The sequence below is a fragment of the Streptomyces sp. NPDC085944 genome (assembly GCF_040686295.1).
In the GTDB taxonomy this organism is placed as follows: Bacteria; Actinomycetota; Actinomycetes; order Streptomycetales; family Streptomycetaceae; genus Streptomyces; species Streptomyces salinarius.
The window spans coordinates 72,315-97,940 of record NZ_JBFBJX010000012.1 but is presented as its reverse complement, the minus strand read 5'-3'; the positions used below and the strand labels follow the sequence as shown (position 1 = coordinate 97,940).

The window sequence follows — 25,626 nt, the reverse complement described above, 5'->3', positions numbered from 1 at the left end:
CGGAAGGACGGTCCCCGTGTCGGAGGCAGCGGAGCTCCCCCCTGTACCCGAGCAGGCACGTGCTGTGTTCGGTGATCGCTACGCGGACGCGGTCCGCTACGCGGAACTGCTCGCCGAGGCGGGGGTGAAGCGCGGCCTGATCGGTCCGCGTGAAGTGCCCCGGCTCTGGGAGCGGCACTTGCTGAACTGCGCCGTGCTCTCGGAGGTCGTGCCCGAGGGAGTGACGGTGTGCGACGTCGGCTCGGGCGCCGGCCTGCCCGGGATCCCCTTGGCGCTGGTACGGGACGACCTGAAGATCACCCTGCTTGAGCCGCTGCTGCGCCGTACGAACTTCCTCACCGAGGTCGTGGAGCTGCTGGGCCTGGATCATGTCACCGTGGTGCGGGGTCGGGCCGAGGAGGTCATGGGCAAGCTGCCGCCGGTGCATGTGGTGACGGCCCGAGCCGTCGCTCCACTGGACCGTCTCGCCGCCTGGGGCATCCCGCTCCTGCGCCCGTACGGCGAGATGCTCGCCCTCAAGGGCGACACGGCCGAGGAGGAACTGAAGGCGGCGACCGCGGCGCTGAGCAAGCTCGGAGCGGAGGAGACGTCCATCCTCCACGTCGGCGAGGGCGTTGTGGAGCCCATGTCCACCGTGGTGCGCGTCGAGGTGGGCGAGAGCCCCGGGGGTGTGCGGTTCGCCGCCAAGCGGGCCAAGGCCGCCCGGACGGGGCGAACGCGCCGGCGTCGCGGCTAGCTCTCGTGGTCCGACGTACTCCACACAAGCTGCCCTGCTCACGGATGCCGGAGTGTCGCGGCCGTTCGACTTGGGCCGCGCTGCATCGTGTTTCACGTGAAACGTCGCTCACTGTTGCACGGCATCATCAGTCGCGGCCGCGCCGCGTCCGACTCACGTGAACGAAAGCCTCTCGGGTCGCTCGGAGAGGGCGCGGAGTTGTCCACAGAGGTGGATTTCTCCACAGAAGACCAGGCCTCACTGGTTCGTGACCCCGATGGCATGGGAGGCTCTGTTCATTGCGAGCCTGAAGTCGAGGAGAGTGAATCCTTGCGGTCCGACGCCAATATCGCGGGACCGATGACCGATCCGGTCCCCGGTCCCCGTACCGAGTCGATGGGGGCGGATGTTTCACGTGAAACACCGCCTCCGATGGACGACACTCCGATCGGCCGTGCTGCCCAACTGGCGGTGGACGCTCTGGGCCGCGCCGGTGAGGGGCTACCGCGGCCCGAGCAGACTCGGATCATGGTCGTAGCCAACCAGAAGGGTGGTGTGGGCAAGACGACGACGACCGTCAATCTTGCCGCGTCGCTCGCCTTGCACGGTGCGCGAGTCCTGGTCGTCGATCTCGACCCACAGGGCAACGCCTCTACCGCGCTGGGTGTCGACCATCACGCCGAGGTGCCGTCCATCTACGACGTGCTGGTCGAGAGCCGACCGCTCTCGGAAGTGGTCCAGCCGGTCCCTGATGTCGAGGGCCTGTTCTGCGCGCCCGCCACCATCGATCTCGCCGGTGCGGAGATCGAACTGGTCTCTCTGGTCGCGCGTGAGAGCCGGCTCCAGCGGGCGATCACGGCCTATGAACAGCCGCTGGACTACATCCTCATCGACTGCCCGCCCTCGCTCGGCCTGCTGACCGTCAACGCGCTCGTCGCCGGCCAGGAAGTACTGATCCCGATCCAGTGCGAGTACTACGCGCTGGAGGGGCTGGGCCAGCTGCTGCGCAACGTCGACCTGGTACGAGGGCACCTCAACCCCACGCTGCATGTGTCGACGATCCTCCTCACCATGTACGACGGCCGGACGCGGCTTGCGTCCCAGGTCGCGGACGAGGTGCGCAGCCACTTCGGCGAGGAGGTGCTGCGGACGAGCATTCCCCGCTCGGTCCGCATCTCCGAGGCCCCGAGCTACGGGCAGACGGTACTGACCTACGATCCAGGATCAAGCGGGGCTCTCTCCTATCTGGAGGCGGCCCGTGAGATCGCGCTGAAGGGTGTGGGCGTCAACTATGACGCGACCCATGCCCATGTCGGCGCTCAGAATGATCCGAGCATGGTGGAGGGGATCCAGTGAGTGAGCGACGGAGGGGGCTGGGCCGTGGTCTTGGCGCACTGATCCCCAACGCCCCGACCGAGAAGTCGGTTGCCTCGGCGGCTTTGGGAACTGCGGCTTCCGCGTCCCCGGGGACGATGCCTCTGCTGCCGAACGAACGCGGGGTGGCTGCGGCGAAGGTGGCCACGCTGCCGCATGTTTCACGTGAAACGGAGGAGCCGACGGTACCCCAGGGCGCCGAAGGGCTTCGCCCGCCCTTGGGAGCGCACTTCGCCGAGGTTCCTCTCGACGCCATCACGCCGAACCCGAAGCAGCCGCGCAAGGACTTCGACGACGACGCGCTGGCCGAGCTCGTCACCTCCATCAGGGAGGTGGGTCTACTCCAGCCGGTTGTCGTGCGGCCGACGGAGCCCGGGCGTTATGAGCTCATCATGGGCGAGCGCCGCTTCCGGGCCTGCCGAGAGCTGGAACTGGACGCCATTCCGGCGATCGTGCGGGCGACGGAGGACGAGAAGCTCCTCCTGGACGCGCTCCTGGAGAACCTGCACCGCGCTCAGCTGAACCCGCTGGAGGAGGCGTTCGCCTACGACCAGCTGCTGAAGGACTTCAACTGCACGCACGATCAGCTGGCGGACCGTATCGGTCGCTCCCGCCCGCAGGTGTCCAACACGCTGCGTCTGCTGAAGCTCTCCCCGAAGGTGCAGAACCGCGTCGCCGCCGGAGTGCTCTCCGCGGGGCACGCACGAGCGCTGCTCTCCGTCGACGACCCGGAAGAGCAGGACCGGCTGGCCCATCGCATCGTGGCTGAAGGACTCTCGGTGCGGTCGGTCGAGGAGATCGTGACCCTGATGGGTTCCCGGCCGCAGAAGCCGCAGCGAGCCAAGGGCCCACGGGCCGGTTCTCTGGTCTCTCCGGCACTCTCGGACCTGGCGACGCGGCTCTCGGACCGCTTCGAGACGCGAGTGAAGGTCGACCTGGGACAGAAGAAGGGCAAGATCACCGTGGAGTTCGCCTCCATGGACGACCTGGAGCGGATCCTCGGCAGCCTGGCTCCCGGTGAAGGTCCCGTCCTCCAGAAGGGCCTCCTGGAGGACAAGGACGGCGCCGTCGAATCCTGATGTCGGGGTAACGAAGCGCCCGGCGCGCTCGGTGGTGCCTCGAGAGCCTCAAGGGCGGGCCGTGTCCGGTGCATACCGGAACACGGCCCGTCCTTTGCTTTGCGTCGGTGTCGAGGCCACCGCATCGTGGATACGATGCGACCGGGATGGCGTCGTCACCTGGCAGTACCTCTGAGTGGAAGGCAGGGGCCATGCGAGCGATGAGCCGCACCGAACTGGTGAGCGCAGGCTTGGGGCTGGGCGCGGTCGGTGGGTTCATCGGCAGCCTGCTCAGGGAACGGAGCGCTCTGACAGCCGCCCGCGACGCGGCAGGCGAAGGAAGCGAGGAACAGCCTTCATGGGGCGCCGGCTCGTACCGCTCACGCTGGACAACCTTCAGGACCTTCCCCAGCGCTGTCGCTCGTGCGTCTTCTGGGAGCTGGACCCCGTCAGCGGCGAGGCCGCGGTAAAGGCGGGCACACCCGCTCTCGAGAAGGAGTCCTGGATCTCCGCCGTCCTCCTGGACTGGGGATCGTGCGGCCGGGTGGTCTACGTCGACGACATTCCGGTCGGCTACGTTCTCTACGCGCCGCCGGCGTATGTACCGCGCTCGGCGGCATTCCCCACCAGCCCGGTCTCCTCGGACGCGGTCCAACTGATGACCGCCTTCGTGATGCCGGGGTATCAGGGTCAAGGGCTGGGCCGGGTGATGGTCCAGACGGTCGCCAAGGATCTTCTGCGCCGGGGCTTCAAGGCCATCGAGGCGTTCGGTGATGCTCGCTGGAAGGAACCCGCCTGTGTCCTGCCGGCGGAGCACCTGTTGGCGGTGGGCTTCAAGACGGTCCGGCCGCATCCCCGCCACCCACGGTTGCGACTCGATCTTCGGTCCACGCTCTCCTGGAAGGAAGACGTGGAGATGGCACTGGACCGCCTGCTCGGCGCGGTTCAGAAGGAACCGGTGTTGCGTCCGCTGTAGTGACGGACGTAAAGCTGTTGTAAGCCGAATGGGCCGACCCGAGCGGGTCGGCCCATTCGTGTTTCACGTGAAACGTGAGTCGGCGATCGTTAGTCGGCGATGAAGTCCTCGAGGTCGCGGACGATCGCGGCCTTCGGCTTGGCGCCGACGATGGTCTTGGCGACCTCGCCGCCCTGGTAGACGTTCAGGGTGGGGATGGACATGACGCCGTACTTGGCAGCCGTACCCGGGTTCTCGTCGATGTTCAGCTTGACGATCTCGATCTTGTCACCGTACTCGGTGGCGATCGCCTCGAGGGACGGCGCGATCTGGCGGCACGGACCGCACCAGGCGGCCCAGAAGTCCACCAGGACGGGCTTGTCGTTCTTGAGGACGTCCTGCTCGAAGGATGCGTCGGTCACATGCTTCAGGGTGCCGGCCACGGCGGGCTCCTTAACTGAGTGGTGCGGGGGATGGGGTGGTCAGACGGCGGTCTTCTCGGGCTCCGCCTTGTCCTCGTCGCTGAGGGCGGCGAGGAAGCGCTCGGCGTCCAGAGCGGCGGAGCAGCCGGTGCCCGCGGCGGTGATCGCCTGGCGGTAGGTGTGGTCGACCACGTCACCGGCGCCGAAGACACCCGTCAAGTTGGTGCGGGTCGAGGGCGCCTCGACCTTCAGGTAGCCCTCCGGGTCGAGGTCGAGCTGGTCCTTGAAGAGCTCGGTACGCGGGTCGTGGCCGATCGCGATGAACAGGCCGGTCACCGGCAGGTCCGAGAGCTCGCCGGTCTTGACGTTGCGCAGCTTCAGGCCCGCGAGCTTCTGGTCGCCCTGGACCTCGGCGACCTCGCTGTCCCAGACGAACGTGATCTTGGGGTCGGCGAAGGCTCGCTCCTGCATAGCCTTGGAGGCACGCAGGGTGTCGCGACGGTGGACGATCGTCACGGACTTCGCGAAGCGGGAGAGGAACGTGGCCTCCTCCATCGCGGTGTCACCGCCACCGATCACGGCGATGTCCTGGTCCTTGAAGAAGAAGCCGTCACAGGTCGCGCACCAGGAGACACCCCGGCCGGACAGCGCGTCCTCGTTCGGCAGGCCGAGCTTGCGGTGCTGGGAGCCGGTGGTGACGATGACGGCCTTGGCCCGGTGGACCGTGCCCGCGGTGTCCGTGACAGTCTTGATCTCACCGGTGAGGTCGACGGCCACGACATCGTCCGGGATCAGCTCGGCGCCGAAGCGCTCCGCCTGGGCCCGCATGTTGTCCATGAGCTCGGGGCCCATGATGCCGTCCTGGAAGCCGGGGAAGTTCTCGACCTCGGTGGTGTTCATCAGAGCTCCGCCCGCGGTGACGGCACCCTCGAACACCAGCGGCTTCAGCGACGCTCGTGCGGTGTAGAGCGCCGCCGTGTAGCCGGCGGGCCCGGAGCCGATGATGATCACGTTTCGGACGTCGCTCACGGCTTCATTCCTCGTCTCTGGACTGTGTCTTCAGGGCCGGGTGGAGCTGCACTCGGAACTCTCACCCCACCTAACGGATCCTACGGGGCGCGCATTCCCGCTGTGTTCGGGCACACGGCGACAGCGCCGGGCAGCCCGGGGTAAGTAGGGCCGGTCCGCTACGGACGCGCGTAGGAATGCTTCAGGAGGATCTTGCCCTTGCCGATCGCGGGTTGCTTCACGCACGCCGACTCGACGATGTAGGCGGTGACCCGAGTGTCGTTGGCGGCATCGGGCACCACCACCAGCAGGGCTTCCTTGCCCTTGTAGACGCCCTGCTCGGTCGCGATCGCCGCGTCGTCGCGCCCGAGGGCCCTTCGAATGCACTCGGGGACGGTCGGCTGCTTGAAGACGTGGTTCTCGGCGGTCTCGCCACCGTTCTCGGACTCCATGCCGAAGCTGCGCGGCGTGCGCGACTCCTTCTGGGCGCTCCCGTCCGAGACGAGGTCGGTGACCTTGGCCTTGAGATGCCCCTCGGAGAAGGTGTCCGCGAGCGCGGTCTGCTGCTCGTGGGCGGTGTCGTCGGAGGAGCTCCCCCCGTTCAGGGAGGACACGATGACCGAGCCGAGTCCGATGGCCGCAGCCGCGGTCACGGCGCCGAGGACGGCGATCCTGCGTCGCCCGCCTCGTCGGCGATCCTTGCGACCTGGGCCGGTGGAGGAGGGACGAGCGTGTCCCGTGGGCCGGTCGGCCGGTGCCGATGTTTCACGTGAAACATGCGCGGTGCCGAAGGCGCCCGGCAGTGGCTCGGCTGCCAGGGCGGCGTCGATACGCGCAGCCACGTCGTCCGGCATGGGTGCCGGGGCGGGCAGGCTGCCGAGCAGTCCCTGGATGTCGTCCAGTGCCGCGTAGACGTCCGCGCAGAGCTCGCAGCCGGCCAGATGCTGCCGTACGTTGGCAGTCCGTGCACTGGGGAGGAGACCTTCGGCGAGGTCGGAGAGCTCCGCGGTGTCCGGGTGCTCGGTCATGTCTGTCGTCGACGACGTCACGCTCGTCCACCTCCGCCCTTCACTGCGGCTGAATCGCTCGGCCCTGTCTCTGGCAGACCCGCACGCTGCGGTCCCGCTGCGGGTGGGACGGTTGGCCCCTGCGTCCGGTTCCGCTCCGCGTCCGGTTCCCTCTTCCTCTCGCTGCCGTCAGGCCGGAGGTGGGTGAGTAGCGGCAGGAGCCTGGCTCTGCCCCGGGCACACCGGCTCTTGATCGTCCCGCTCGGTACGTCGAGGATGCGGGCGGCCTCCGCGACGGGGTAGCCCTGCATGTCCACCAGGACGAGGGCGGCTCGCTGGTCGGCGGGCAGGGTGCTCAGGGCCGCCAGCAGTTGACGGTGCAGATCATTGCGTTCGGCGGGCGCGGAGGCCGACTCGTGCGGCTCCAGGAGCTGCTCCAGGCGTTCGGTGTCGTCGACGGGTGCGGTTTTCCGAGACGCGGCCTTGCGGGCACGGTCCAGACAGGCGTTCACCGTGATCCGGTGCAGCCAGGTCGTGACGGCCGCCTGCCCACGGAAGGTGTGTGCGGCCCGATAGGCGGAGACGAGAGCGTCCTGGACGGCGTCGGCCGCCTCCTCGCGATCCCCCAGCGTCCTCAGGGCCACCGCCCACAGCCGGTCGCGGTGACGGCGTACGACCTCACCGAAGGCATCGGGGTCGCCCTCGACGTGGCGGGCGAGGAGGTCCTGATCGCTGATGCCGCTGTATGCGGTGACATCTGCCATCGGCCTCCTCCCCCTTCCCCTCCGAGGGCCTTCAGCCCTTGAATGTCACGTCGGTGATCGCCTGCTTGTAGCCCGCGCCGCTGTAGCCGTCGGACGGAGCGTTCGGCACGTCGGTCATCCACAGGAGGACGTACCGCGTCTTGACGGGCTTCGATGCCTTGGCGGTGAGCGAGGTGCCGGTCGTGGTGGCGCTCGAGATCTCCTTCATGCCGTCGACTCCTGTCGAGGGCGACAGGGAATCGGTGGCGTAGAGATGCACGGTCGTGTGATCACCGGTGTACCGGAGTCCTACCGACGCCGTCGAGACGTCCTGCGGTGAACCGAGGTCGTAGACGATGCCGACGCCGGGCTTGTACGGCGCGAGCTTCGGGCCTTCGTTGTACTTCTTCGTGCGCCAGAAGGTGGTTGCGTCGTCGTCGTAGGTGTTGGCGACGTCCCCCGGTGCCTGGGCCCCGCCGCTGGCGACGTACTCCTGGGCTGCCTGCACACTGAGCGGCTTGGCCGGCTGGGTCCGCTCGTCGTTCTTGTCGTTTCCGTCCGTCGTCTGGGTCTGGTTCTGGTCTTCGGCCTTGCCGCCCCGTTCCATGAGGGCGTCCGCCAACTGCCAGCTGCCGAGGCCGAGCGCGGCGATCAGCAGGGCCGAGACGCTCCACTTGAGGGCCTTGCCCGTACGGCTCTGCAGCGGGGGCGGCGGCGTCGGTACGGGCTGCGTGACGCCGGGGTGGGGCGCCGGGCGGCCGTACGCGCCCTGCTGGTAGGCCGTGCGCTGGTACTGGGGTGGAGCGGTGTACGCAGGCTCCGGCGGGCGGATGCGGGGCATCTCGCCGATCGCCTTCACCAGTTCCTCCGGCGTCGTGCAGGGGGACTCGTGGCGGGATGCGGTGGCGCCGTCGTTGGCGAGCGCTCGCATCGCCAGTTCGGACAGGCCGCGGTGGATGCCGGCCCGCACCTGGTCGGGGGGGATCAGGCCGATGTCCTTGGGCAGTCCCGCCAGACCGTGCGCGTCGCTCTCGTACGGCCAGCGCTGGGTGAGCGTGGCGTACAGAAGGGCGCCGATGGCCTCGGTGTCGGTGCGCTGCGGGGTGTCGGAGCTGATGCCGCGCAGCGCGGCGTTGACGGCGAGCCCGCGGATCCGCCACTGGCCCGTCGACGTACGCAGCACCGCGTTGGGGCTCAGGCGCAGATGGGCGAGACCCTCGCGGTGCGCGGCCGCCATGGCCGAAGCCACCTGACTGACCATCTGGTAGGCGTCGTAGGCATCCAGCGGTCCGGAGGCGAGGAGCGCGGTCAGCTCGGTGGCGTCGGGGAGCCACTCGTGGACGACGTAGACGAGGTCGTTGTCCTCGACGGCGTCCAGTACCTGGACGAACCGGGGGTCGCCGAGCAGGGCGGAGGAGCGTGCCGCGGCCAGCACGGAGCGGGCTCGCGGGTGGTCCGCCGGAAGGAGGTGGACTCCGACGGCGCGGCGCAGCTTCTCGTCGACGGCCCGCCAACTGCTGAAGCCGTCCAGACGGGTGACGCATTCCTCGAGGCGGTAGCGTCTGGCGAGCTTGTGCCCGCTGTGCAGTTCGGGAGGCGAGGCCTTGCCGGATTCCTCGCTCGTGTGGCTCCCCTGTGCCTCGTCGCTGTCCGTGTCCCGCTCCCGGTTGTTGGCCACCCCGTCGGCCGTGGACTGGTCCGCCTGTGCGGTCAGCGGCTCGTCACCGCTGTTGTCTGCCACGTCGACGGCAGCTGTGCTCCGTTCCGCCACCGTCGTTCCTGCCTCCCCATTCCGTGCGCGTCGGCCGACTCCCGATCCGCGCGTGCGACGCCGAACCCAATTGTGCCCACAGTCCGCCGCTATGCACGACACACAGCGGCGGGCGATGGTTGTGCGCCTACCCCGGGTCTCAGCGTCCCAGGCGTCCGCGCACCATCCCGACCAGAGAGTTGACTTCCTCGATGCGCATCTTGCGGGCGGCGACGAAGAAGACGCCGAACAGGAGCAGTCCGCCGGCGATCAGCGCGGCGAACGATCCCACGACGCCCTGGCCGAGCGCCCGGCTGACCGCGTAGCAGGCGGCGCCACCGAGCAGGGCTGCCGGTACGGACGCGATGCACAGCCGGGCGTACGTGCGCAGCACCCGGGCGCCGTCCAGGTCACCGCCGAGCCGCTTGCGCAGCCTGCGCCAGGCGACGCCCACGCCGATCACGTAGGCCAGGCCGTAGGAGGCGGCCATGCCGACGACGGCCCAGCGGGAGGGCAGCAGGAGGTAACACAGGCCCGAGGCGGCGGCGTTGACCACGGCCACGATGACGGTGTTGTAGAAGGGCGTCCGGGTGTCCTCGTAGGCGTAGAAGGCGCGCAGGACGACGTACTGCACGGAGTACGGGATGAGGCCGAGACCGAAGGCCATCAGCATGTAGCCCATGTTGGTGGCTTCACTGGTGCCCGACGAGCCGAACATGAGCGTGCACATGGGAATGCCGAGTGCGACGAAACCGAAGGACACGGGAACGATGGCCACGGCCGTGGTGCGGAGGCCCTGGGAGATGTCGTCTCGAACCGCTCCCCCATCCTCCTCGGATGCCGAACGGGAGATGCGAGGGAGCAGCGCGGCCATGAGGGAGACGGTGATGATCGCCTGCGGCAGCCCCCAGATCAGCTGCGCGTTTGCGTAGGCGGCGAAACCCGTGCCGTCCACAGGCGATGCCTTGCCCGCCGCGGTGGAGAGCTGGATGACGATCATGGCGCCCGCCTGGTTGGCAAGCACGAAGAGGACCGTCCACTTGGCGAGAGTGATGGCCTTGCCGAGTCCGTGACCCTTCCAGTCGAACCGGAGGCGGAGCCGGAAGCCTGTCTCCCGCAGGTAAGGGATCATGGCCAGGGACTGCACGATGAGGCCCAGCAGTACACCGATGCCGAGCAGACGCTCGCCTTCCGGTGGGATGCTCGTGACCTTCATCCCTGAGCTCTCAGCGGTGCCGTAGACCCAGATGAACATCCCCAGGGTCACGATGATGACGATGTTGTTCAGGACCGGGGTCCACATCATCGCGCCGAACCTGCCACGGGCGTTGAGGACCTGCCCCATCACCACATGGAGACCCATGAAGAAGATGGACGGCAGGAAGTAGCGGACGAAGGTGATACCGACCTCGTTCGCAGCCGGGTCACTGGCCACAGGGTTGGACAGGAGCCGGATCAGCAGGGGCGCGCCCAAGACCGTGATCACCGTCAGCGTGCCCAGGGCCACCATGACGAGGGTCAGCAGGCGGTTGGCGTATGCCTCGCCACCGTCCTCGTCGTCTTTCATGGCGCGGACGAGTTGCGGTACGAAGACCGAGTTGAGACCGCCGCCGACGGTAAGGATGTAGATCATCGTCGGCAGCTGGTAGGCGACCTGGAAGGTGTCGCCGAGCAGGCCGACACCCAGCGCCGACACGATCATCGCCGACCGGACGAACCCGGTCAGCCGCGACACCATCGTGCCCGCCGCCATCACGGCGCTCGACTTCAGCAGGCCGCCCGCACGCCCGCCCTTCTTGGGCGCGGCGGCCGGCGGTGCCGCAGGGGCGGGCTCGGGCTCCTGGAGGGGGGCCTCGGCCGCCTCGGGGGTGGGCGCCACCGCGTATTGGCCGGGCGCGGGCGCCGCGTGCTGGCCGGGCGCCGGAGAGGGCCCGCCGCACTGGCCGTGCGCCGCAGCGTTGCCGTGCAGGTCGGGCCCTTGGTGCCCGCCGTACTGTCCCGGAGCCGGTGTGGTGCCGTACTGCCCCGGTCCTGCCGTCCCGCCGTACGGCGCCGGAGCCGGGGCGGGGACGGCCGCCTGGTCGTTGTACGAGGGGTGGCCGCCGCCCTGTTGCTGGTCGCGGAAGAGGTGCGCGAAGGCGTCGGGCTCGTGACGCTGGTCACCGGCCTGGCCGACCAGGTCGTCCACGCCGACGAACTGGGTGGTCCGCGGGTCGTCGCCGTAGGGCAGGTACTGCGTCGGACCCTCCGGTTCGGGGGCCGGGGTCTGGGCCCAGAGGCGGGGGTCGGGGGCGTGGGGCGACTGGGAGGGCTGGGAGTACAGCGGCTGCTGCGGCGGGTACGTGCCCGGGGGCGGCGGAGGGTGCGCGGCGCGGTCGTAGAGCGCCTCGGAGACCGGGTCCTGGGCGGAGAGGTCCTGCGCCCGGTAGGGGTCCTGGTCGTAGGCGTCCTGGAGGTACATGTCCGCGGGCGCCTGCGGCGGCGTCTGGCCGGGGTCCGGCGGCGGGCCCTGGGGGTGACCCGAGCCGTCCGCGGCCTGACCGCGGTCACCGTCGTACGGCGCGTTCATGGTTACCCCACCTCATCGTCCCGGGCCGACCGGCCACGACATCCTCAACGGTCCACTCTCTCACCCGTGCCGGACGGGTCGGCGTTTTCCGCTGCGGTGTCCGGTGTCGGGTCACTCGGCTGCTCCGGGTTGCCTGCCCGGGCCGGTGCCTCGGACTCCTGTGTGTGACGTGCTTCGGGGTCCTTCGGGTTCTCCGGGTCGACCTTGGAGTTCTCCGCCGCCTCCGGCTCCTCCCCGGACTCCGTCTCCTCGTCGGCCTTCTCGGCTGCGCGGGCCGCGGCGCGCTTGCGCTGCGTGTACATCCGGAAGCCGGCGAGGACGAGCAGTAGGACACCGCCGCCGATGACGAGCATCACGGTGGCCGTGATCTCGGTGACCTTCACGTCGAAGGTGACGGCCTTGCCGTAGGGCCGCCCGTCCTGCGTGTACAGCTGGGCGATCACCGTGGCCCGGCCGTTGGCGTTGGCCGACGTGGTGAACTTCACCGACTGGCTGTGGCCGCCGGACACCGAGATCGGCTGCTCCTGGTAGCGGGCGCCGTCGATCTCCAGACGCGTCGGGTTGGTCGAGGTGAGCCGGAGGATCAGGGGGCCGACGTCCTGCACCAGGTTGTTCTGTACCGTCACCGGGATCGTGGCGCTGCGGCCGGAGAGCTTCGTCTCCGACTTGTCGATCAGTCTGACCCGGCCGGACAGGCTGTCGAGGTACGACTTCACCCCGTCGCGGAACGACTTCGCCTCGGTGGCCCGGCCGCGCCACGACACGGACATCTCCCGGTTCAGGGCACGTCCGAAGGGGGTCACCACCCGGGACGGGTCCGAGAGCACGACCTTGAAGCTGTCCAGGGCGTCCTGCGTCCGTGCGCTCTCCACGAAGGCCGACCGGGGCAGCTCCTTCTTGTGAAGCCCGGACGGGTAGGAGGAGGTGGCCGGCACCTTGGTGGCGGCGTCCGGGTCAGGCTCGGCGGCGGAGGCGGCGGCCAGCTTCTGGGACTGGGACCAGGTGCCGCTCTGGAGGGTCCGCAGCGCTTCGGCCATCGCGCGGGCCTGGCTGCCGGAGGGCATGCGCTGCGGCGCGATGACGACGCTGCGCTGCTTGGCGGTCTGGAGGCCCAGGCCGAGGCTCTGGGCGAGGAAGCGCTGCACGGCGAGCGTGGAGGCGGACGCCGTCGTGAGATCGCCCTCGAACGCCGTGGAGAGCCGGGCGTCCGCCACGACGGCCGTGGTGCCGCCACCGATGGGACGGGAGGCCGAGGGGGTGTAGGGCAGGCCGTCGGTCTCCCGGAGGGAATCGCTGCGGGCGATCACCTTGTCGGCGCCCGCGGAGGTGGCGACCTTGACGATCGACCGGTCGACGGCGCCGTCCACGGGCCAGGCGAAGTCGGTGTTCGGCTTCACGTGGAGGATCGGCTCGACGGTGTTGCCGATGACGTCCGTCGCCTCCTTGAGCTGGCTCAGGGAGCCGGTGACGTCCGTGCCGTTGTGGGCCAGGGAGGCCAGGTCGGGGTCGGCGAAGGGGAGGGCGACGACCTCCTCGTCGGCGACCGCGTCCTGCAGGTCCGCCAGCCACTGCTTGGCGATCGCCTGGTGAGTGCCGGCGACGGTCCTGTCCCCGTCCCGGACGCGGTAGCTGCCGGTCATCGCGTCGACGGAGGCCAGCAGGTCCGGATCGACCACCCAGGTGACGTCGAGGTCCTTGCCCAGCGTCACCATCTGGTTCAGACGGCCGCCGGGGGAGATCTCCTTCGCCAGGTCGTCGTTGAGGAAGACCGGTGTCTGTTCCTCGTTCGGCCCCGTCTCCGCGGCCATGTGCGTAGTCGAGACGAGGGGCCACAGCGCCGTGGTCCTGGTTTTCGTGTCGGCCCCGTCTGGCTGCCACGGCAGGAAGGTCCGCTGGATGCCGAGGATCTGCTCCCACGGCCGTGCAGAGGTCTCACCGGACAGCGAAACGGCGAATTCGTAGACACCGTCGTCGCCGAGGTTGAGGTCGTCGACCGGGACGGAGATGTTGAAGTGCTCGGCGACGCCGGGAGTGAGCTTGGAGAACTTCTCGGTGTACTTGTTGTCGATCTCCGGAGGGATGGAACCCTGGAGATCGTCGCTGTCCTTGGCGATCGCGTCGACGGACGACCTGGTGTCGATCTGCGACCCCACGCGCAGGCCCACGTGGGCGTCGGTGACGGTCTGCTTGCCCTTGTTCGTCACGGTGCCCGACACGGTCACCGTGTCCCCGTCCGTCGGTGCCGAGGGGGTGAGCGAGTCCACGGCGACGGCCACCGAGCCCGAGTCCGAGTCGGCCAGGGCGGCGGCCGCTTCCTCGGCGTGCGCCGAACCGGCGGCGGGCAGCTGGACGAGGCCGGCCAGCAGCGGCGCCCCGGCGAGCAGCGCCGTGGTACGCCGGAGCCACCGGCGGGCAGGTGAGGGACTGGTCCCCTGGAAGTCTGCCGCCTCGGCCACGCGCTCGCCCGTCCCTCGTCGTGATCAGTGGTCGTCGGAATGTGCGTCCACGCATGGTAACGATGTGCGCCGAGGGGAAGTGCCGCGGCGTACGCCACAAGATCCGCAGCTGCGGCGGGCTTCCCTCTATGTGCGCCTATAAAGGGAGCGGTACGGAAGTGGGGGATTCCGCGCCCGATGAATGGGGGCGCCCGTCTCCGCCCCGGCCACGTACCCTGTTCAGTTGTGCCGAACGCCAACGAAGTCAGCCCCAGTGTCCTGAGCCAGGAGCAGCACCGCGCGGTGAACGAGCCGCTGCACGTCGCCCCTGTCGCCGACGATCTCGCCCGCCGTTTCCAGGAGGCCGGGTTTTCGCTCGCCCTGGTCGGCGGGTCGGTCCGGGACGCCTTGCTCGGGCGGCTCGGCAACGACCTGGACTTCACGACGGACGCCCGCCCCCAGGACGTACTCAAGATCATGCGTCCCTGGGCGGACGCGGTCTGGGAGGTCGGGATCGCCTTCGGCACGGTCGGGGGGCAGAAGGACGGCTGGCAGATCGAGGTGACCACCTACCGGTCCGAGGCGTACGACCGTACCTCGCGCAAGCCCGAGGTGTCCTACGGCGACTCCATCGAGGAGGACCTCGTCCGGCGTGACTTCACGGTGAACGCGATGGCTGTCGCGCTGCCGGAGAAGGCGTTCATCGACCCGCACGGTGGACTCGACGACCTCGCGGCCGGCGTGCTGCGTACTCCGGGGACTCCTGAGGACTCCTTCTCGGACGATCCGCTCCGGATGATGCGAGCCGCGCGCTTCGCCGCACAGCTCGACTTCGAGGTGGCCCCGGAGGTCGTCAAGGCCATGCGGGACATGGCCGGGCGCATCGACATCGTCTCGGCCGAGCGGGTCAGGGACGAGCTGAACAAGCTCATCCTCTCCTCGCATCCGCGCAAGGGGCTGACCCTGCTGGTGGAGACCGGCCTCGCCGAGCGGGTCCTGCCCGAGCTGCCGGCCCTGCGGTTGGAGCGCGACGAGCACCACCGGCACAAGGACGTCTACGATCACACGCTCATCGTCCTGGAGCAGGCGATGGCCCTGGAGAGCGAGGGCCCCGACCTGACCCTGCGCCTGGCCGCCCTGCTGCACGACATCGGCAAGCCGCGCACCCGTCGCTTCGAGAAGGACGGCAGGGTCTCGTTCCACCACCACGAGGTGGTCGGGGCGAAGATGACGAAGAAGCGCATGCTTGCCCTCAAGTACTCCAACGAGTTGGTGAAGGACGTCTCGCGCCTGGTCGAGCTGCATCTGCGCTTCCACGGCTACGGCACGGGCGAGTGGACGGACTCCGCGGTCCGCCGATACGTCCGGGACGCGGGACCGCTGCTCGACCGGCTCCACAAACTCACGAGGTCGGACTGCACGACGCGCAACAAGCGCAAGGCGTTGGCCCTCTCCCGCGCCTACGACGGTCTGGAGGAGCGGATCACGCAGCTTCAGGAACAGGAGGAGCTGGACGCGATCCGCCCGGACCTGGACGGTAACCAGGTCATGGAGATCCTGGGCGTCCCGCCGGGCCCGGTCGTCGGTCGGGCGTACAAGCACCTGCTGGAGCTCCGCCTGGAGAACGGCCCAATGGGGCATGAGGCCGCCGTCGCGGCACTCAAGGAGTGGTGGAGCAACGAGGCAGAAGCTGAATGAGCAGGGGCGGCATGTTTCACGTGAAACATGCCGCCCCTGCTCATTCAGTGCTTGCGGGTCTTGCGCGTGACTCGTTACATGTTCACAAGGGTGCTGGTGGCCGTGCCGTAGACATTGGAGACCAGGGTCTGCTTCTTGTCGACCTGGAAGGTCCCTCCCGACATGACGACCTCACTCTCCCAGACGATGGAGGCGACGGTGTTTCACGTGAAACACGTCCCGGTTAAGGGAGAGGAGGCATTCCCAGGTGCTTTAAACGTCACCGAGGCAGAGGAGGAACTCCTCCCCATCACCGGTCTCGGCGTAGAAGCCGGTGGCGTCCTTGACCTTTCGGCACTCGGTCTCCGCGGTGATCGACGTGAAGTGACCCTTCACCTTCTCGAGGACCTTGCCCTCGGCTTCCGAGGAGGAGCAGTCCACGACTTCCATGCGGTCCGACGACGACGACGCGGACTTCAGGCAGTCGCCCACGCCGGCCTGGTCCGCATCGTCCCGACTGGCGATGTAGCCGCCGATCGCGACCCCCACGACGACCACCGCGATGACGATGTTCTTGATCGTCTTGAAGCTCAGCTTGCGACGGGCCGGCTGCGGCGGCACCGGGGCGTACGGCGCACCCTGCTGCGGAAAACCGGGCTGACCGGGCTGGCCTGCCTGCTGCGGGAAGCCCTGCTGCCCCTGGGCGTAGGGGTTCTGTCCCTGGGGCTGCTGCGGCTGGTTCTGCGCGAACGGGTTGCCCTGAGGCGGCGGCTGGGTGGTCACTGGGGGTCCCCCTGAAATAGGTGCGTGTCGCGGACATGCCGCGAGATAAGACGCACGTAAGCTACCGGCTCCCACTGACAACTCTGTAGTCCGGTGGGGCTCTGTGTCACTGATGTGACACTTACCCGCTCTCAAACCGGGCCATAGCTGCCGCAACCACTCCGTAGACCACGGAGACCGTCACGACCAGCGGCACCGAGCGGCCGTCCGGCGGCAGCATGAGTGCGGCCACCCCGGCCGCGCCGACGAAGGCCACGTTGAACAGCACGTCGTAGACGGAGAAGACCCGGCCCCGGAAGATGTCGTCGACCGATGACTGCACGATCGTGTCGGTCGCGATCTTCGCTCCCTGGGTCGTCAACCCGAGCACGAACGCGGCGGCGAGCAGGGGCACGGTGGCGAACGGCAGGCCCAGCGCCGGGACCAGCACGGTGGCGACCGCGGCGCATACGGCCATCCAGCGGCCGGGGCCCAGTAGTCCCGCCGCCCACGGGGTGACGACCGCGGCCGCGAAGAAGCCCGTCCCGGAAACGCCGAGCGCGAGCCCCAGCAGGGCGAGTCCCTCGTCCGTGTCCGAGGTCAGGGCGTACCGGCACAGCATCAGGAGCATGACCAGCAGGGCGCCGTAGCAGAACCGCATCAGTGTCATGCCGACGAGTGCCCAGGCCGCTTCCCGGCGGGCGGGTGCGGCCAGATGGCGCACGCCCGCCACCAGGTCGCGGGCTGTGCCGGTGAGTGCCGAGGTCAGCCTCGGCGGAACGCGTGCCGGGTCCGGGCCCAGCAGTTCCACGGCGATGCGCAGCGCCGCCAGCGCGCCGCACAGATAGAGACCGGCACCGAGCAGCACCACGGCGGCGTCGGAGTCCGAGACCACGAGGCGCACGACGAACGCGAGGCCGCCGCCCGCCGTGGCGGCCAGGGTGCCGGCCGTCGGGGAGAGCGAGTTGGCGATCACCAGGCGCTCGGCGTCGACCACCCGGGGCAGGGCGGCGGACAGGCCCGCCAGGACGAAACGGTTGACGGCGGTGACGCAGAGGGCCGAGACGTAGAAGAGCCAGTCGGGGACGGAGGCGAACATCAGCACCGCCGTCACCGAGGCCAGCACGGCGCGCAGCAGGTTGCCGTACAGGAAGACCTGGCGGCGGCGCCAGCGGTCCAGGAGGACACCGGCGAAGGGGCCCACCAGGGAGTAAGGGAGCAGCAGGACCGCCATCGCGGAGGCGATGGCGGCGGCCGAGGTCTGTTTCTCCGGGGAGAACACGACGTATGTGGCGAGCGCGACCTGGTAGACACCGTCGGCGCCCTGGGAGAGAAGGCGAACGGCGAGCAGGTGCCGAAACCCCTTCAGACGCAGCAGGATGCGCAGGTCACGGACGACGGCCATGGGGCACAGCCTCACATACGGGGAAGGTCCCCGGGTCGTGCGACCCGGGGACCCTCGGCAGACCGGGGTGAGCGGCGTCTCAGCGCTCGACCTCGCCTGCGATGAACTTCTCGACGTTGGCGCGGGCCTCGTCGTCGAAGTACTGGACCGGCGGGGACTTCATGAAGTAGCTCGACGCCGACAGGATCGGGCCGCCGATGCCGCGGTCCTTGGCGATCTTCGCGGCGCGCAGGGCGTCGATGATGACACCGGCCGAGTTCGGGGAGTCCCAGACCTCGAGCTTGTACTCCAGGTTCAGCGGAACGTCACCGAAGGCGCGGCCCTCGAGACGGACGTAGGCCCACTTGCGGTCGTCCAGCCAGGCGACGTAGTCCGACGGGCCGATGTGGACGTTGTCCGCACCCAGGTCGCGGTCGGGGATCTGGGAGGTGACGGCCTGCGTCTTGGAGATCTTCTTGGACTCCAGGCGCTCGCGCTCGAGCATGTTCTTGAAGTCCATGTTGCCGCCGACGTTCAGCTGCATCGTGCGGTCCAGGACGACGCCCCGGTCCTCGAACAGCTTCGCCATGACGCGGTGCGTGATGGTGGCGCCGACCTGGGACTTGATGTCGTCGCCGACGATCGGGACGCCCGCCTCGGTGAACTTGTCCGCCCACTCCTTGGTGCCGGCGATGAAGACCGGGAGGGCGTTGACGAAGGCGACCTTGGCGTCGATGGCGCACTGGGCGTAGTACTTCGCCGCGTCCTCGGAACCGACGGGCAGGTAGCAGACGAGAACATCGACCTGCTTGTCCTTGAGAACCTGGACGACGTCGACCGGCGCCTCGGCGGACTCCTCGATGGTCTGGCGGTAGTACTTGCCGAGGCCGTCGTGGGTGTGGCCGCGCTGGACCTGGACACCGGTGTTCGGCACATCGCAGATCTTGATGGTGTTGTTCTCGGAGGCGCCGATGGCGTCCGCGAGGTCCAGGCCGACCTTCTTGGCGTCCACGTCGAAGGCGGCGACGAACTCGACGTCGCGGACGTGGTAGTCGCCGAACTGGACGTGCATCAGACCGGGGACCTTGGCCGCCGGGTCGGCGTCCTTGTAGTACTCGACGCCCTGCACCAGCGATGCGGCGCAGTTGCCCACACCGACGATGGCTACGCGAACCGAACCCATTCCGGTTGCTCCCTGTGTGTACGAGTGAGGCCCTGACTGGGCGCTCACGTGGCGGTGTCGCCGGGCGTATCCGGCCGGGGGTCGTCCCCCGGCCGGGGCAGGCCGCCCGTCGCTCCAGATGTCGTGTCCTGTTGAGCGGTCCCCTCCGCGGCGGAACCCCTCAGGTCCCGCCCCGCCCGCTCGCTCTCGATGAGCTCGTTCAGCCAGCGCACCTCGCGCTCCACGGACTCCATTCCGTGGCGCTGGAGCTCAAGCGTGTAGTCGTCGAGTCGCTCCCGGGTGCGGGCCAGTGAGGCCCGCATCTTCTCCAGGCGCTCCTCCAGCCGGCTGCGCCGACCCTCGAGCACGCGCATGCGTACGTCCCGCGACGTCTGGCCGAAGAACGCGAAGCGAGCGGCGAAGGTCTCGTCCTCGTATGCGTCCGGGCCCGTCTGGGAGAGGAGCTGCTCGAAATGTTCCTTACCGTCGGCCGTCAACCGGTAGACGATCTTGGCGCGGCGTCCCGTGAGGGAAGCGGCGGCCTCGCCGACGTTCCCCGGTTCCTCGATCAACCAGCCGTTGGCGACCAGCGTCTTGAGGCAGGGATAGAGCGTCCCGTAGCTGAACGCCCGGAACACACCCAGTGAGGTGTTGAGCCGTTTACGCAGCTCATAGCCGTGCATCGGGGACTCGCGGAGCAGGCCGAGTACGGCGAACTCGAGGATGCCGGATCTCCGGCTCATCGTCGCCTCCTCTCGCCCTTATGCCGTGCTGATGTATCGACTCGATACATCAGCACGATAGAACGAGCTTCCGCGTGCGACAAGGGGGGAACTGGTGAACGGGATCACATCAGGGTTTCATCGCGAGCAAGTTGCCTGATTTGAGGTGAACTTCGGGCCTCGGGGGTTTTGACGGTGCGTAGTGTGTGCGCCATGCGAACCACCGGGAACCGAGTGACGTCTGGGGGCGTCCCTGTCCCCGGTGCAGTACGGGTGAATGCGGAAGGGGCCGCATCCGTACTTCGGGGGGACCGGAAACCAGCCGCCTTTACCAGGCGCGCAAGGGTGCGCCTGCCCGAGGAGTAGTCGTTCGATGAGCGAGCACCGTCGCAAACCGCCGCAGCCGCAGGGAGGCGGACGTGCCGCGGCCCGACGCGGTCAGTCCGGCTCGTCCTCCGGCCGCCGTGCGGCACCGCGAGGCGCCACAGGGTCTCCGTCCGGCTCGTACGGTCCGGAGAACGAGGAGCGTGAATACGGCAGCCGCGCCGAAGCCCGGCGCGCCGCACAGCGGAACGGGAGCGGCCGCCGCAGAGCGGCCGAGCCGGGCCGCGGTGGCCGGCGAGGCGCCCCCGGCGGGTCGGCAGGGCCCGGGCGGGGACGTGCCGCCGCGCCCGGCAAGAAGCGGATGATCGACTACCCGCGCTACGACAGGGACGGGTGGCGCCGTTGGGTGCCCTCCTGGAGGCTCGTCTCCGGGCTGTGCATCGCGTTCTTCGGCTGTCTGGTCGGCGCCGCAGGCCTCGCGTACGCCATGGTGAGCGTTCCCGTCATCGACGAGAGCGCCACGGCGCAGAACAACGTCTACTACTGGGCCGACAACACCCAGATGGTGGCCACGGGCGGTGACCGCAACCGCCAGAGCGTCGATCTCTCGCAGATCCCGAAGGCGATGCGCAATGCGGTCATCTCGCAGGAGAACAAGACGTTCTACTCCGACAGCGGCATCGACCCGAAGGGCATCGCCCGCGCCGTGTTCAACATGGCCAAGGGCGGTGAGACGCAGGGTGGCTCCACCATCACCCAGCAGTACGTGAAGAACGCGATGCTGAACGACCAGTCGCAGACGATCTCCCGCAAGGTCAAGGAGATCTTCGTCTCGATCAAGGTCGGTGCCGAGGAGCCGAAGGACAAGATCCTCGAGGGCTACCTGAACTCCGCCTACTACGGCCGCGGCGCCTACGGCATCCAGGCCGCGTCCCGGGCGTACTTCAACGTCGACGCCGTCGACCTCAACCCCGGTCAGTGCGCCTTCCTCTCGGCGATGCTCAAGGGCGCCACCTACTACGACCCGGCGGGCTCGGTGTCGATCGACCCGACGGGGGCCACGCCGGAGGCCAACAAGAAGCGGGCCTTCTCTCAGATGCAGGACACCCTCGACAAGATGGTGGAATACGGGCATCTGAACCAGGCGGAACGGGACAAGTACACCGAACTTCCCACTACGCAGAACCCGCAGTCGAACGCGAACCTGGGCGGCCAGATCGGCTACCTCGTCAGGCTCGCCAAGTCCTCCGTGCTCAAGAGCGGCAAGGTGACGGAGCAGCAGCTGGAGAAGGGCGGCTACTCCATCTACACGACCTTCGACAAGAAGAAGGTCGACGAGATGGAGAAGGCGGTCCAGAAGGTCTACAAGGAGAAGATCGACCCCAAGAAGCGCCCCGAGACGGACACCCACGTCCAGTTCGGCGGAGCGTCGATCGACACCAAGACCGGGGCCATCAAGGCCATCTACGGTGGTGAGGACGCCACCAAGCACTTCACCAACAACGCCGACGTGACCGGTGCCCAGGTCGGTTCGACGTTCAAACCGTTCGTGCTCGCGGCAGCGATGAAGTGGGGCGTGCGCGACCCGGACCTCGGACCGGTCCAGGCCCAGGACGAGCGCACCATCGTCTCTCCGAAGAGCCTCTACAGTGGCAAGAACAAGCTCAAGATCAACAACTACGACGGGTCGATCTGGGAGAACGAGGACGGCGAGCAGTGGCGCCAGGAGAACGACGGTCAGGACAGCGTCGGTGATCCGCCGGACTTCAAGATCGACCTTCGGGAGGCCATGCGCCAGTCGGTGAACTCCGCCTATGTGCAGCTCGGCATGGACGTCGGCCTGGACAAGGTCAAGGAGGCCGCCGTCGACGCGGGGCTTCTGGAGGACAGCCTGACGGGCTCCGGCTTCCCGTCCTTCTCCCTCGGTATCTCGGACCCGAGTGCCATCCGCATGGCGGGCGCGTACGCCACCTTCGCGGACAGCGGCAAGCAGCGCGAGCCGTACTCCGTCACCAAGGTGACGAGCAAGGACGGCACGATCTACACGCACAAGGTCGAGGAGAAACAGGCCTTCACCGCGAAGGTCGCGGACAACGTGACGGACATCCTGAAAACCGTCGTCGAGAAGGGAACGGGCACCAACGCCCAGCTGCCCGGCCGCGAGGTGGCCGGCAAGACCGGTACGACGGACGGCAACAAGTCCGCCTGGTTCGTGGGCTACACCCCGCAGCTGTCGACCGCGATCAGCATGTACCGCTACCCGGACGACGAGACCATCAAGGACCGCACGTTCCTGGAGATGTACGGAACGGGTGGCGAGAAGAAGATCCACGGTGCCTCCTTCCCGTCCACGATCTGGCAGGACTACATGTCGGACGCAGTGAAGGGCCAGAAGGTGGAGAAGTTCCCGGAGCCGGAGTCCATCGGTGAGGTCCTGAACGACACCCCGTCGCCGACCCCGACGCCCACTCCCTCTGCCTCCGCGTCCGAGACCGAGGAGGCCAGCCCGTCGCCGACACCGTCGCCCAGCGACACGCAGAACAGTCCCTCGCCTCCCGTACCGAGCGACACCTGCGGAGTCTTCGAGTTCAACTGCGGCGACGCCAATAACGGCGGCAACGGCAACGGGGGCAATGGCCCAGGCGGCTCGGAGGGGAGCGGATCACCCTCACCAACGTCCAGTGAGACGGGTGCAGAGGGCGATACCAACGGAAACAGCCGAGGAAACACCATCTGGGGTGCGAACGGCTGACCGCAGAGCCGCGAGCAGGGGTGTTTCACGTGAAACACCTGCACGTTTTACGTGAAACAGGGGCCGTCGCATCCACGAGGGTGCGGCGGCCCCAGCCTGTTCCCAGGGGCATGCGGCAGGATGTGCCCCATGCCCAGTGCAGAATCGACGCCAGCAAGCGTGCACGAGCCGGACCCGGTACGACCGACCAGTCAGGACACGGTCGCTGCGGCCGGAAGCGAGCTGATCGGCGGCCCCATGGGCCGGCGTGCCCTGCTCGGCAGGTCCTGGTGGACGCCTGTGCGGGTGATCGCACTCGTGGCGATCGGCATGTTCGCCCTCGGGCTGGTCCAGAAAGCCCCCTGTTACAACGGTGCCTGGTTCTTCGGGGCCAGCTCCCAGTACACCCACGCGTGCTACTCGGACATCCCGCACCTCTACCAGGGCCGTGGCTTCGTTGGCGGACTCGTGCCGTACTTCGACAAGCTCCCCGGCGACATGGAGTACCTGGAGTACCCCGTGCTGACCGGCCTGTTCATGGAGGTCGCGTCCTGGCTCACACCGGGCAGCGGCACCATCCAGGACCAGGAGCAGTGGTACTGGATGGTCAACGCCGGGATGCTCATGGTGTGCGCGGCCGTCATCGCCGTCTGCGTGACCCGTACCCACACCCGGCGTCCCTGGGACGGCCTGCTGGTAGCCCTGGCTCCCGCCTTCGCGCTGACCGCCACGGTCAACTGGGACCTGCTGGCGGTCGCCCTGACGGCCGCAGCACTGCTCATGTGGTCTCGGGAGCGCCCGCTGGCGTTCGGCGTGCTGCTGGGCCTGGCCACGGCTGCCAAGCTCTACCCGTTCCTGATTCTCGGACCGCTGCTCGTCCTGTGCTGGCGAGCGGGCAAATGGCGGGCGTTCGGAGCGGCGCTGGGGGGTTCGGTCGTCGCCTGGCTCGTGGTGAACCTGCCGGTGATGCTCTACGCCTTCGACGGATGGTCGAAGTTCTACACCTTCAGCCAGGAACGCGGGGTGGACTTCGGGTCCTTCTGGCTGATCCTGGCCCAGAACTCCGACAACCCGCTCAGCACCGAGACCGTCAACACCCTCGCCACGCTCCTGATGCTGCTGTGCTGCGGCGCCGTTGCGGCACTCACGCTGACCGCACCCCGGCGCCCGCGCTTCGCCCAGCTCGCCTTCCTGATCGTCGCGGCGTTCATTCTCACCAACAAGGTCTACTCACCGCAGTACGTGCTCTGGCTGGTACCGCTGGCCGCGCTGGCCCGGCCGAAGTGGCGGGACTTCCTGATCTGGCAGGCGTGCGAGGTGGCGTACTTCCTCGGCATCTGGATGTACCTCGCCTACACGACCAGCGGTGACTCCCACAAGGGGCTGCCGACGGACGGCTACCACTGGGCGATCGGCCTGCACCTGCTGGGAACGCTGTACCTCTGCGCCATGGTCGTGCGCGACATCCTGCTGCCGGACCGGGACCCGGTCCGGCGGACGGGCGACGACGATCCGTCGGGCGGCGTGCTGGACGGTGCGGAGGACGTCTTCGTCCTGGGCCCCGCGGCTCGTCCCGAACCGCCCGTGGCCCACTTCGAAGGACCACACGTCGACTGGGGCAAGAGCCGGCAGCCGGACGGTTCGCTCTGAGCGAGCGCACAACAAGGCCGTACACGACGATCACGGGGATCACCCAGACGTCGTGTACGGCCTTCGCGCGGGTACGGCCCGTTCGCTAGCGATCGAGGATGCGGTCGAACTGGGTGGTGGTGTGCCGAAGATGGGCCACCAGCTCGTCCCCCACCTTGGGCTCCGTCGCGTCCGAGGGGACGAACAGGATCGACACCTGCATGTGCGGAGGCTCCGCGAACCAGCGCTGCTTGCCGCTCCAGACGAACGGCGAGAGATTCCGGTTGACCGTGGCGAGGCCGGCCCGGGCGACGCCCTTGGCACGGGGCATCACGCCGTGCAGCGCCTTCGGCGCCTCCAGACCCACCCCGTGCGACGTACCGCCCGCCACGACCACCAGGAACCCGTCGGAGGCGGCCTTCTGCTGCCGGTAGCCGAAACGCTCGCCCTTGGCGACGCGCGTGACGTCCAGGACCGCGCCGCGGTACTCGGTGGCCTCGTGGTCGCCCAGCCACAGCCGGGTGCCGATCCGGGCACGGAAACGGGTCTGCGGGAACTGCTGCTGGAGCCGGGCCAGCTCGTCGGCCTTGAGGTGGCTGACGAACATGGTGTGCAGCGGCAGCCGCGCCGCGCGCAGCCGGTCCATCCAGCCGATGACCTCCTCGACGGCGTCCGAGCCGTCGGTACGGTCCAGCGGCAGATGGATGGCGAAGCCCTCGAGCCGGACGTTCTCTATGGCGGCGTGCAGCTGCGGCAGGTCCTGCTCGCTGATGCCGTGCCGCTTCATCGAGGACATCACCTCGATGACCACACGCGCACCCACCAGGCCGTACACGCCGTCGATGGACGACACCGAACGCACGACCCGGTCGGGCAGCGGCACGGGCTCCTCACCGCGCCGGTACGGCGTGAGGACCAGCAGGTCACCGCCGAAGAAGTCCTTGATGCGGGCGGCCTCGTAGGTGGTGCCGACGGCCAGTACGTCCGAGCCCAGCCGCGTGGCCTCCTCCGCCAGCCGCTCGTGACCGAATCCGTAGCCGTTGCCCTTGCAGACCGGGACCAGCCCGGGGAACTGCTCCTGCACGTGCTTGTGGTGCGCCCGCCAGCGCGCGGTGTCGACGTAGAGCGTGAGCGCCATGGCCGGACCTGGAACCTTTCTCGTGGCTGTCAGAGGTGCGGATCGGGGAGGGGCGGTGCGG

Annotated in this window: 19 protein-coding genes; 7 read left to right on the top strand and 12 right to left on the bottom strand. The window is 68.5% G+C overall.

The window, feature by feature from the left end:
• Window positions 1-16 precede the first annotated feature (16 nt).
• The 4 genes from rsmG to AB0P07_RS23680 all read left to right on the top strand — a co-directional run bounded on the left by rsmG (window position 17) and on the right by AB0P07_RS23680 (window position 4,123).
• Entirely contained in the window at window positions 17-736 is a 720-nt protein-coding gene (gene rsmG / locus AB0P07_RS23695; protein ID WP_365553535.1) for a 16S rRNA (guanine(527)-N(7))-methyltransferase RsmG, read from the top strand.
• A gap of 261 nt (window positions 737-997) precedes the next feature.
• A complete protein-coding gene (locus AB0P07_RS23690) occupies window positions 998-2,071 on the top strand; it encodes a ParA family protein (RefSeq protein ID WP_365553921.1) in 1,074 nt (357 codons plus the stop codon).
• The gene (locus AB0P07_RS23685) at window positions 2,068-3,168 is read left to right on the top strand and encodes a ParB/RepB/Spo0J family partition protein (RefSeq protein WP_365553533.1); all 1,101 of its coding nucleotides are present in this window, start codon (window positions 2,068-2,070) and stop codon (window positions 3,166-3,168) included. Before AB0P07_RS23690 ends, AB0P07_RS23685 begins: the two co-directional genes overlap by 4 nt.
• Window positions 3,169-3,505: 337 nt before the next feature.
• Window positions 3,506-4,123, top strand: a complete 618-nt coding sequence (locus AB0P07_RS23680) for a GNAT family N-acetyltransferase (protein WP_365553530.1) — start codon at window positions 3,506-3,508, stop codon at window positions 4,121-4,123.
• A gap of 89 nt (window positions 4,124-4,212) precedes the next feature.
• Here the strand turns inward: AB0P07_RS23680 and trxA are convergent, their stop codons facing one another.
• The 7 genes from trxA to AB0P07_RS23645 form a co-directional block, all read right to left on the bottom strand.
• Window positions 4,213-4,545 carry a thioredoxin gene (trxA, locus tag AB0P07_RS23675; RefSeq protein WP_365553527.1) on the bottom strand — a complete coding sequence of 111 codons (333 nt, stop codon included), beginning with the start codon at window positions 4,543-4,545 and terminating at the stop codon, window positions 4,213-4,215.
• Window positions 4,546-4,584: 39 nt separating this feature from the next.
• Window positions 4,585-5,553: a thioredoxin-disulfide reductase gene (gene trxB, locus AB0P07_RS23670; protein WP_365553524.1), complete on the bottom strand. Its 969-nt coding sequence runs from the start codon at window positions 5,551-5,553 to the stop codon at window positions 4,585-4,587.
• Window positions 5,554-5,711: 158 nt separating this feature from the next.
• Complete coding sequence (locus AB0P07_RS23665; protein ID WP_365553522.1) at window positions 5,712-6,560, bottom strand: hypothetical protein; 849 nt, start codon at window positions 6,558-6,560, stop codon at window positions 5,712-5,714.
• A 17-nt stretch (window positions 6,561-6,577) separates the two neighbouring features.
• Complete coding sequence (sigM, locus tag AB0P07_RS23660) at window positions 6,578-7,303, bottom strand: RNA polymerase sigma factor SigM (RefSeq protein ID WP_365553519.1); 726 nt, start codon at window positions 7,301-7,303, stop codon at window positions 6,578-6,580.
• Window positions 7,304-7,334: 31 nt separating this feature from the next.
• Entirely contained in the window at window positions 7,335-9,053 is a 1,719-nt protein-coding gene (locus tag AB0P07_RS23655) for a protein kinase family protein (protein ID WP_365553516.1), read from the bottom strand.
• 139 nt (window positions 9,054-9,192) lie between these two features.
• Window positions 9,193-11,601 carry a murein biosynthesis integral membrane protein MurJ gene (murJ, locus tag AB0P07_RS23650; RefSeq protein WP_365553513.1) on the bottom strand — a complete coding sequence of 803 codons (2,409 nt, stop codon included), beginning with the start codon at window positions 11,599-11,601 and terminating at the stop codon, window positions 9,193-9,195.
• 44 nt (window positions 11,602-11,645) lie between these two features.
• Window positions 11,646-14,057, bottom strand: coding sequence for a DUF6049 family protein (locus AB0P07_RS23645; protein WP_365553511.1), 2,412 nt, complete (start codon window positions 14,055-14,057; stop codon window positions 11,646-11,648).
• A 225-nt stretch (window positions 14,058-14,282) separates the two neighbouring features.
• On the opposite strand from AB0P07_RS23645, the gene AB0P07_RS23640 reads away from it, so the two are divergent.
• Window positions 14,283-15,734, top strand: coding sequence for a CCA tRNA nucleotidyltransferase (locus AB0P07_RS23640; RefSeq protein ID WP_365553508.1), 1,452 nt, complete (start codon window positions 14,283-14,285; stop codon window positions 15,732-15,734).
• Window positions 15,735-15,986: 252 nt separating this feature from the next.
• Here the strand turns inward: AB0P07_RS23640 and AB0P07_RS23635 are convergent, their stop codons facing one another.
• The 4 genes from AB0P07_RS23635 to AB0P07_RS23620 all read right to left on the bottom strand — a co-directional run bounded on the left by AB0P07_RS23635 (window position 15,987) and on the right by AB0P07_RS23620 (window position 19,764).
• The gene (locus AB0P07_RS23635; protein WP_365553506.1) at window positions 15,987-16,571 is read right to left on the bottom strand and encodes a hypothetical protein; all 585 of its coding nucleotides are present in this window, start codon (window positions 16,569-16,571) and stop codon (window positions 15,987-15,989) included.
• Between the two features lie 46 nt (window positions 16,572-16,617).
• Window positions 16,618-17,880: an MFS transporter gene (locus AB0P07_RS23630; RefSeq protein WP_365553503.1), complete on the bottom strand. Its 1,263-nt coding sequence runs from the start codon at window positions 17,878-17,880 to the stop codon at window positions 16,618-16,620.
• 79 nt (window positions 17,881-17,959) lie between these two features.
• Window positions 17,960-19,042, bottom strand: coding sequence for an inositol-3-phosphate synthase (locus AB0P07_RS23625; RefSeq protein ID WP_365553501.1), 1,083 nt, complete (start codon window positions 19,040-19,042; stop codon window positions 17,960-17,962).
• Window positions 19,043-19,086: 44 nt separating this feature from the next.
• Window positions 19,087-19,764 carry a PadR family transcriptional regulator gene (locus AB0P07_RS23620; RefSeq protein ID WP_019324689.1) on the bottom strand — a complete coding sequence of 226 codons (678 nt, stop codon included), beginning with the start codon at window positions 19,762-19,764 and terminating at the stop codon, window positions 19,087-19,089.
• A gap of 664 nt (window positions 19,765-20,428) precedes the next feature.
• On the opposite strand from AB0P07_RS23620, the gene AB0P07_RS23615 reads away from it, so the two are divergent.
• The gene (locus tag AB0P07_RS23615) at window positions 20,429-22,819 is read left to right on the top strand and encodes a transglycosylase domain-containing protein (RefSeq protein WP_365553498.1); all 2,391 of its coding nucleotides are present in this window, start codon (window positions 20,429-20,431) and stop codon (window positions 22,817-22,819) included.
• 120 nt (window positions 22,820-22,939) lie between these two features.
• Window positions 22,940-24,448, top strand: coding sequence for a glycosyltransferase 87 family protein (locus AB0P07_RS23610; protein ID WP_365553495.1), 1,509 nt, complete (start codon window positions 22,940-22,942; stop codon window positions 24,446-24,448).
• An 85-nt stretch (window positions 24,449-24,533) separates the two neighbouring features.
• Here the strand turns inward: AB0P07_RS23610 and AB0P07_RS23605 are convergent, their stop codons facing one another.
• On the bottom strand, window positions 24,534-25,565 hold the full coding sequence (locus tag AB0P07_RS23605) for an alanine racemase (RefSeq protein ID WP_061443657.1): 1,032 nt from the start codon (window positions 25,563-25,565) through the stop codon (window positions 24,534-24,536).
• Between the last annotated feature and the right edge of the window lie 61 nt (window positions 25,566-25,626).

Coding starts and splice junctions, on each gene's coding strand:
- AB0P07_RS23690 (WP_365553921.1), top strand. CDS start 998: ATGGGAGGCTCTGTTCATTGCGAGCCTGAAGTCGAGGAGAGTGAATCC.
- AB0P07_RS23680 (WP_365553530.1), top strand. CDS start 3,506: ATGGGGCGCCGGCTCGTACCGCTCACGCTGGACAACCTTCAGGACCTT.
- AB0P07_RS23665 (WP_365553522.1), bottom strand. CDS start 6,560: ATGACCGAGCACCCGGACACCGCGGAGCTCTCCGACCTCGCCGAAGGT.
- sigM (WP_365553519.1), bottom strand. CDS start 7,303: ATGGCAGATGTCACCGCATACAGCGGCATCAGCGATCAGGACCTCCTC.
- murJ (WP_365553513.1), bottom strand. CDS start 11,601: ATGAACGCGCCGTACGACGGTGACCGCGGTCAGGCCGCGGACGGCTCG.
- AB0P07_RS23630 (WP_365553503.1), bottom strand. CDS start 17,880: ATGGCCGTCGTCCGTGACCTGCGCATCCTGCTGCGTCTGAAGGGGTTT.
- AB0P07_RS23625 (WP_365553501.1), bottom strand. CDS start 19,042: ATGGGTTCGGTTCGCGTAGCCATCGTCGGTGTGGGCAACTGCGCCGCA.
- AB0P07_RS23620 (WP_019324689.1), bottom strand. CDS start 19,764: ATGAGCCGGAGATCCGGCATCCTCGAGTTCGCCGTACTCGGCCTGCTC.
- AB0P07_RS23615 (WP_365553498.1), top strand. CDS start 20,429: ATGATCGACTACCCGCGCTACGACAGGGACGGGTGGCGCCGTTGGGTG.
- AB0P07_RS23610 (WP_365553495.1), top strand. CDS start 22,940: ATGTGCCCCATGCCCAGTGCAGAATCGACGCCAGCAAGCGTGCACGAG.
- AB0P07_RS23605 (WP_061443657.1), bottom strand. CDS start 25,565: ATGGCGCTCACGCTCTACGTCGACACCGCGCGCTGGCGGGCGCACCAC.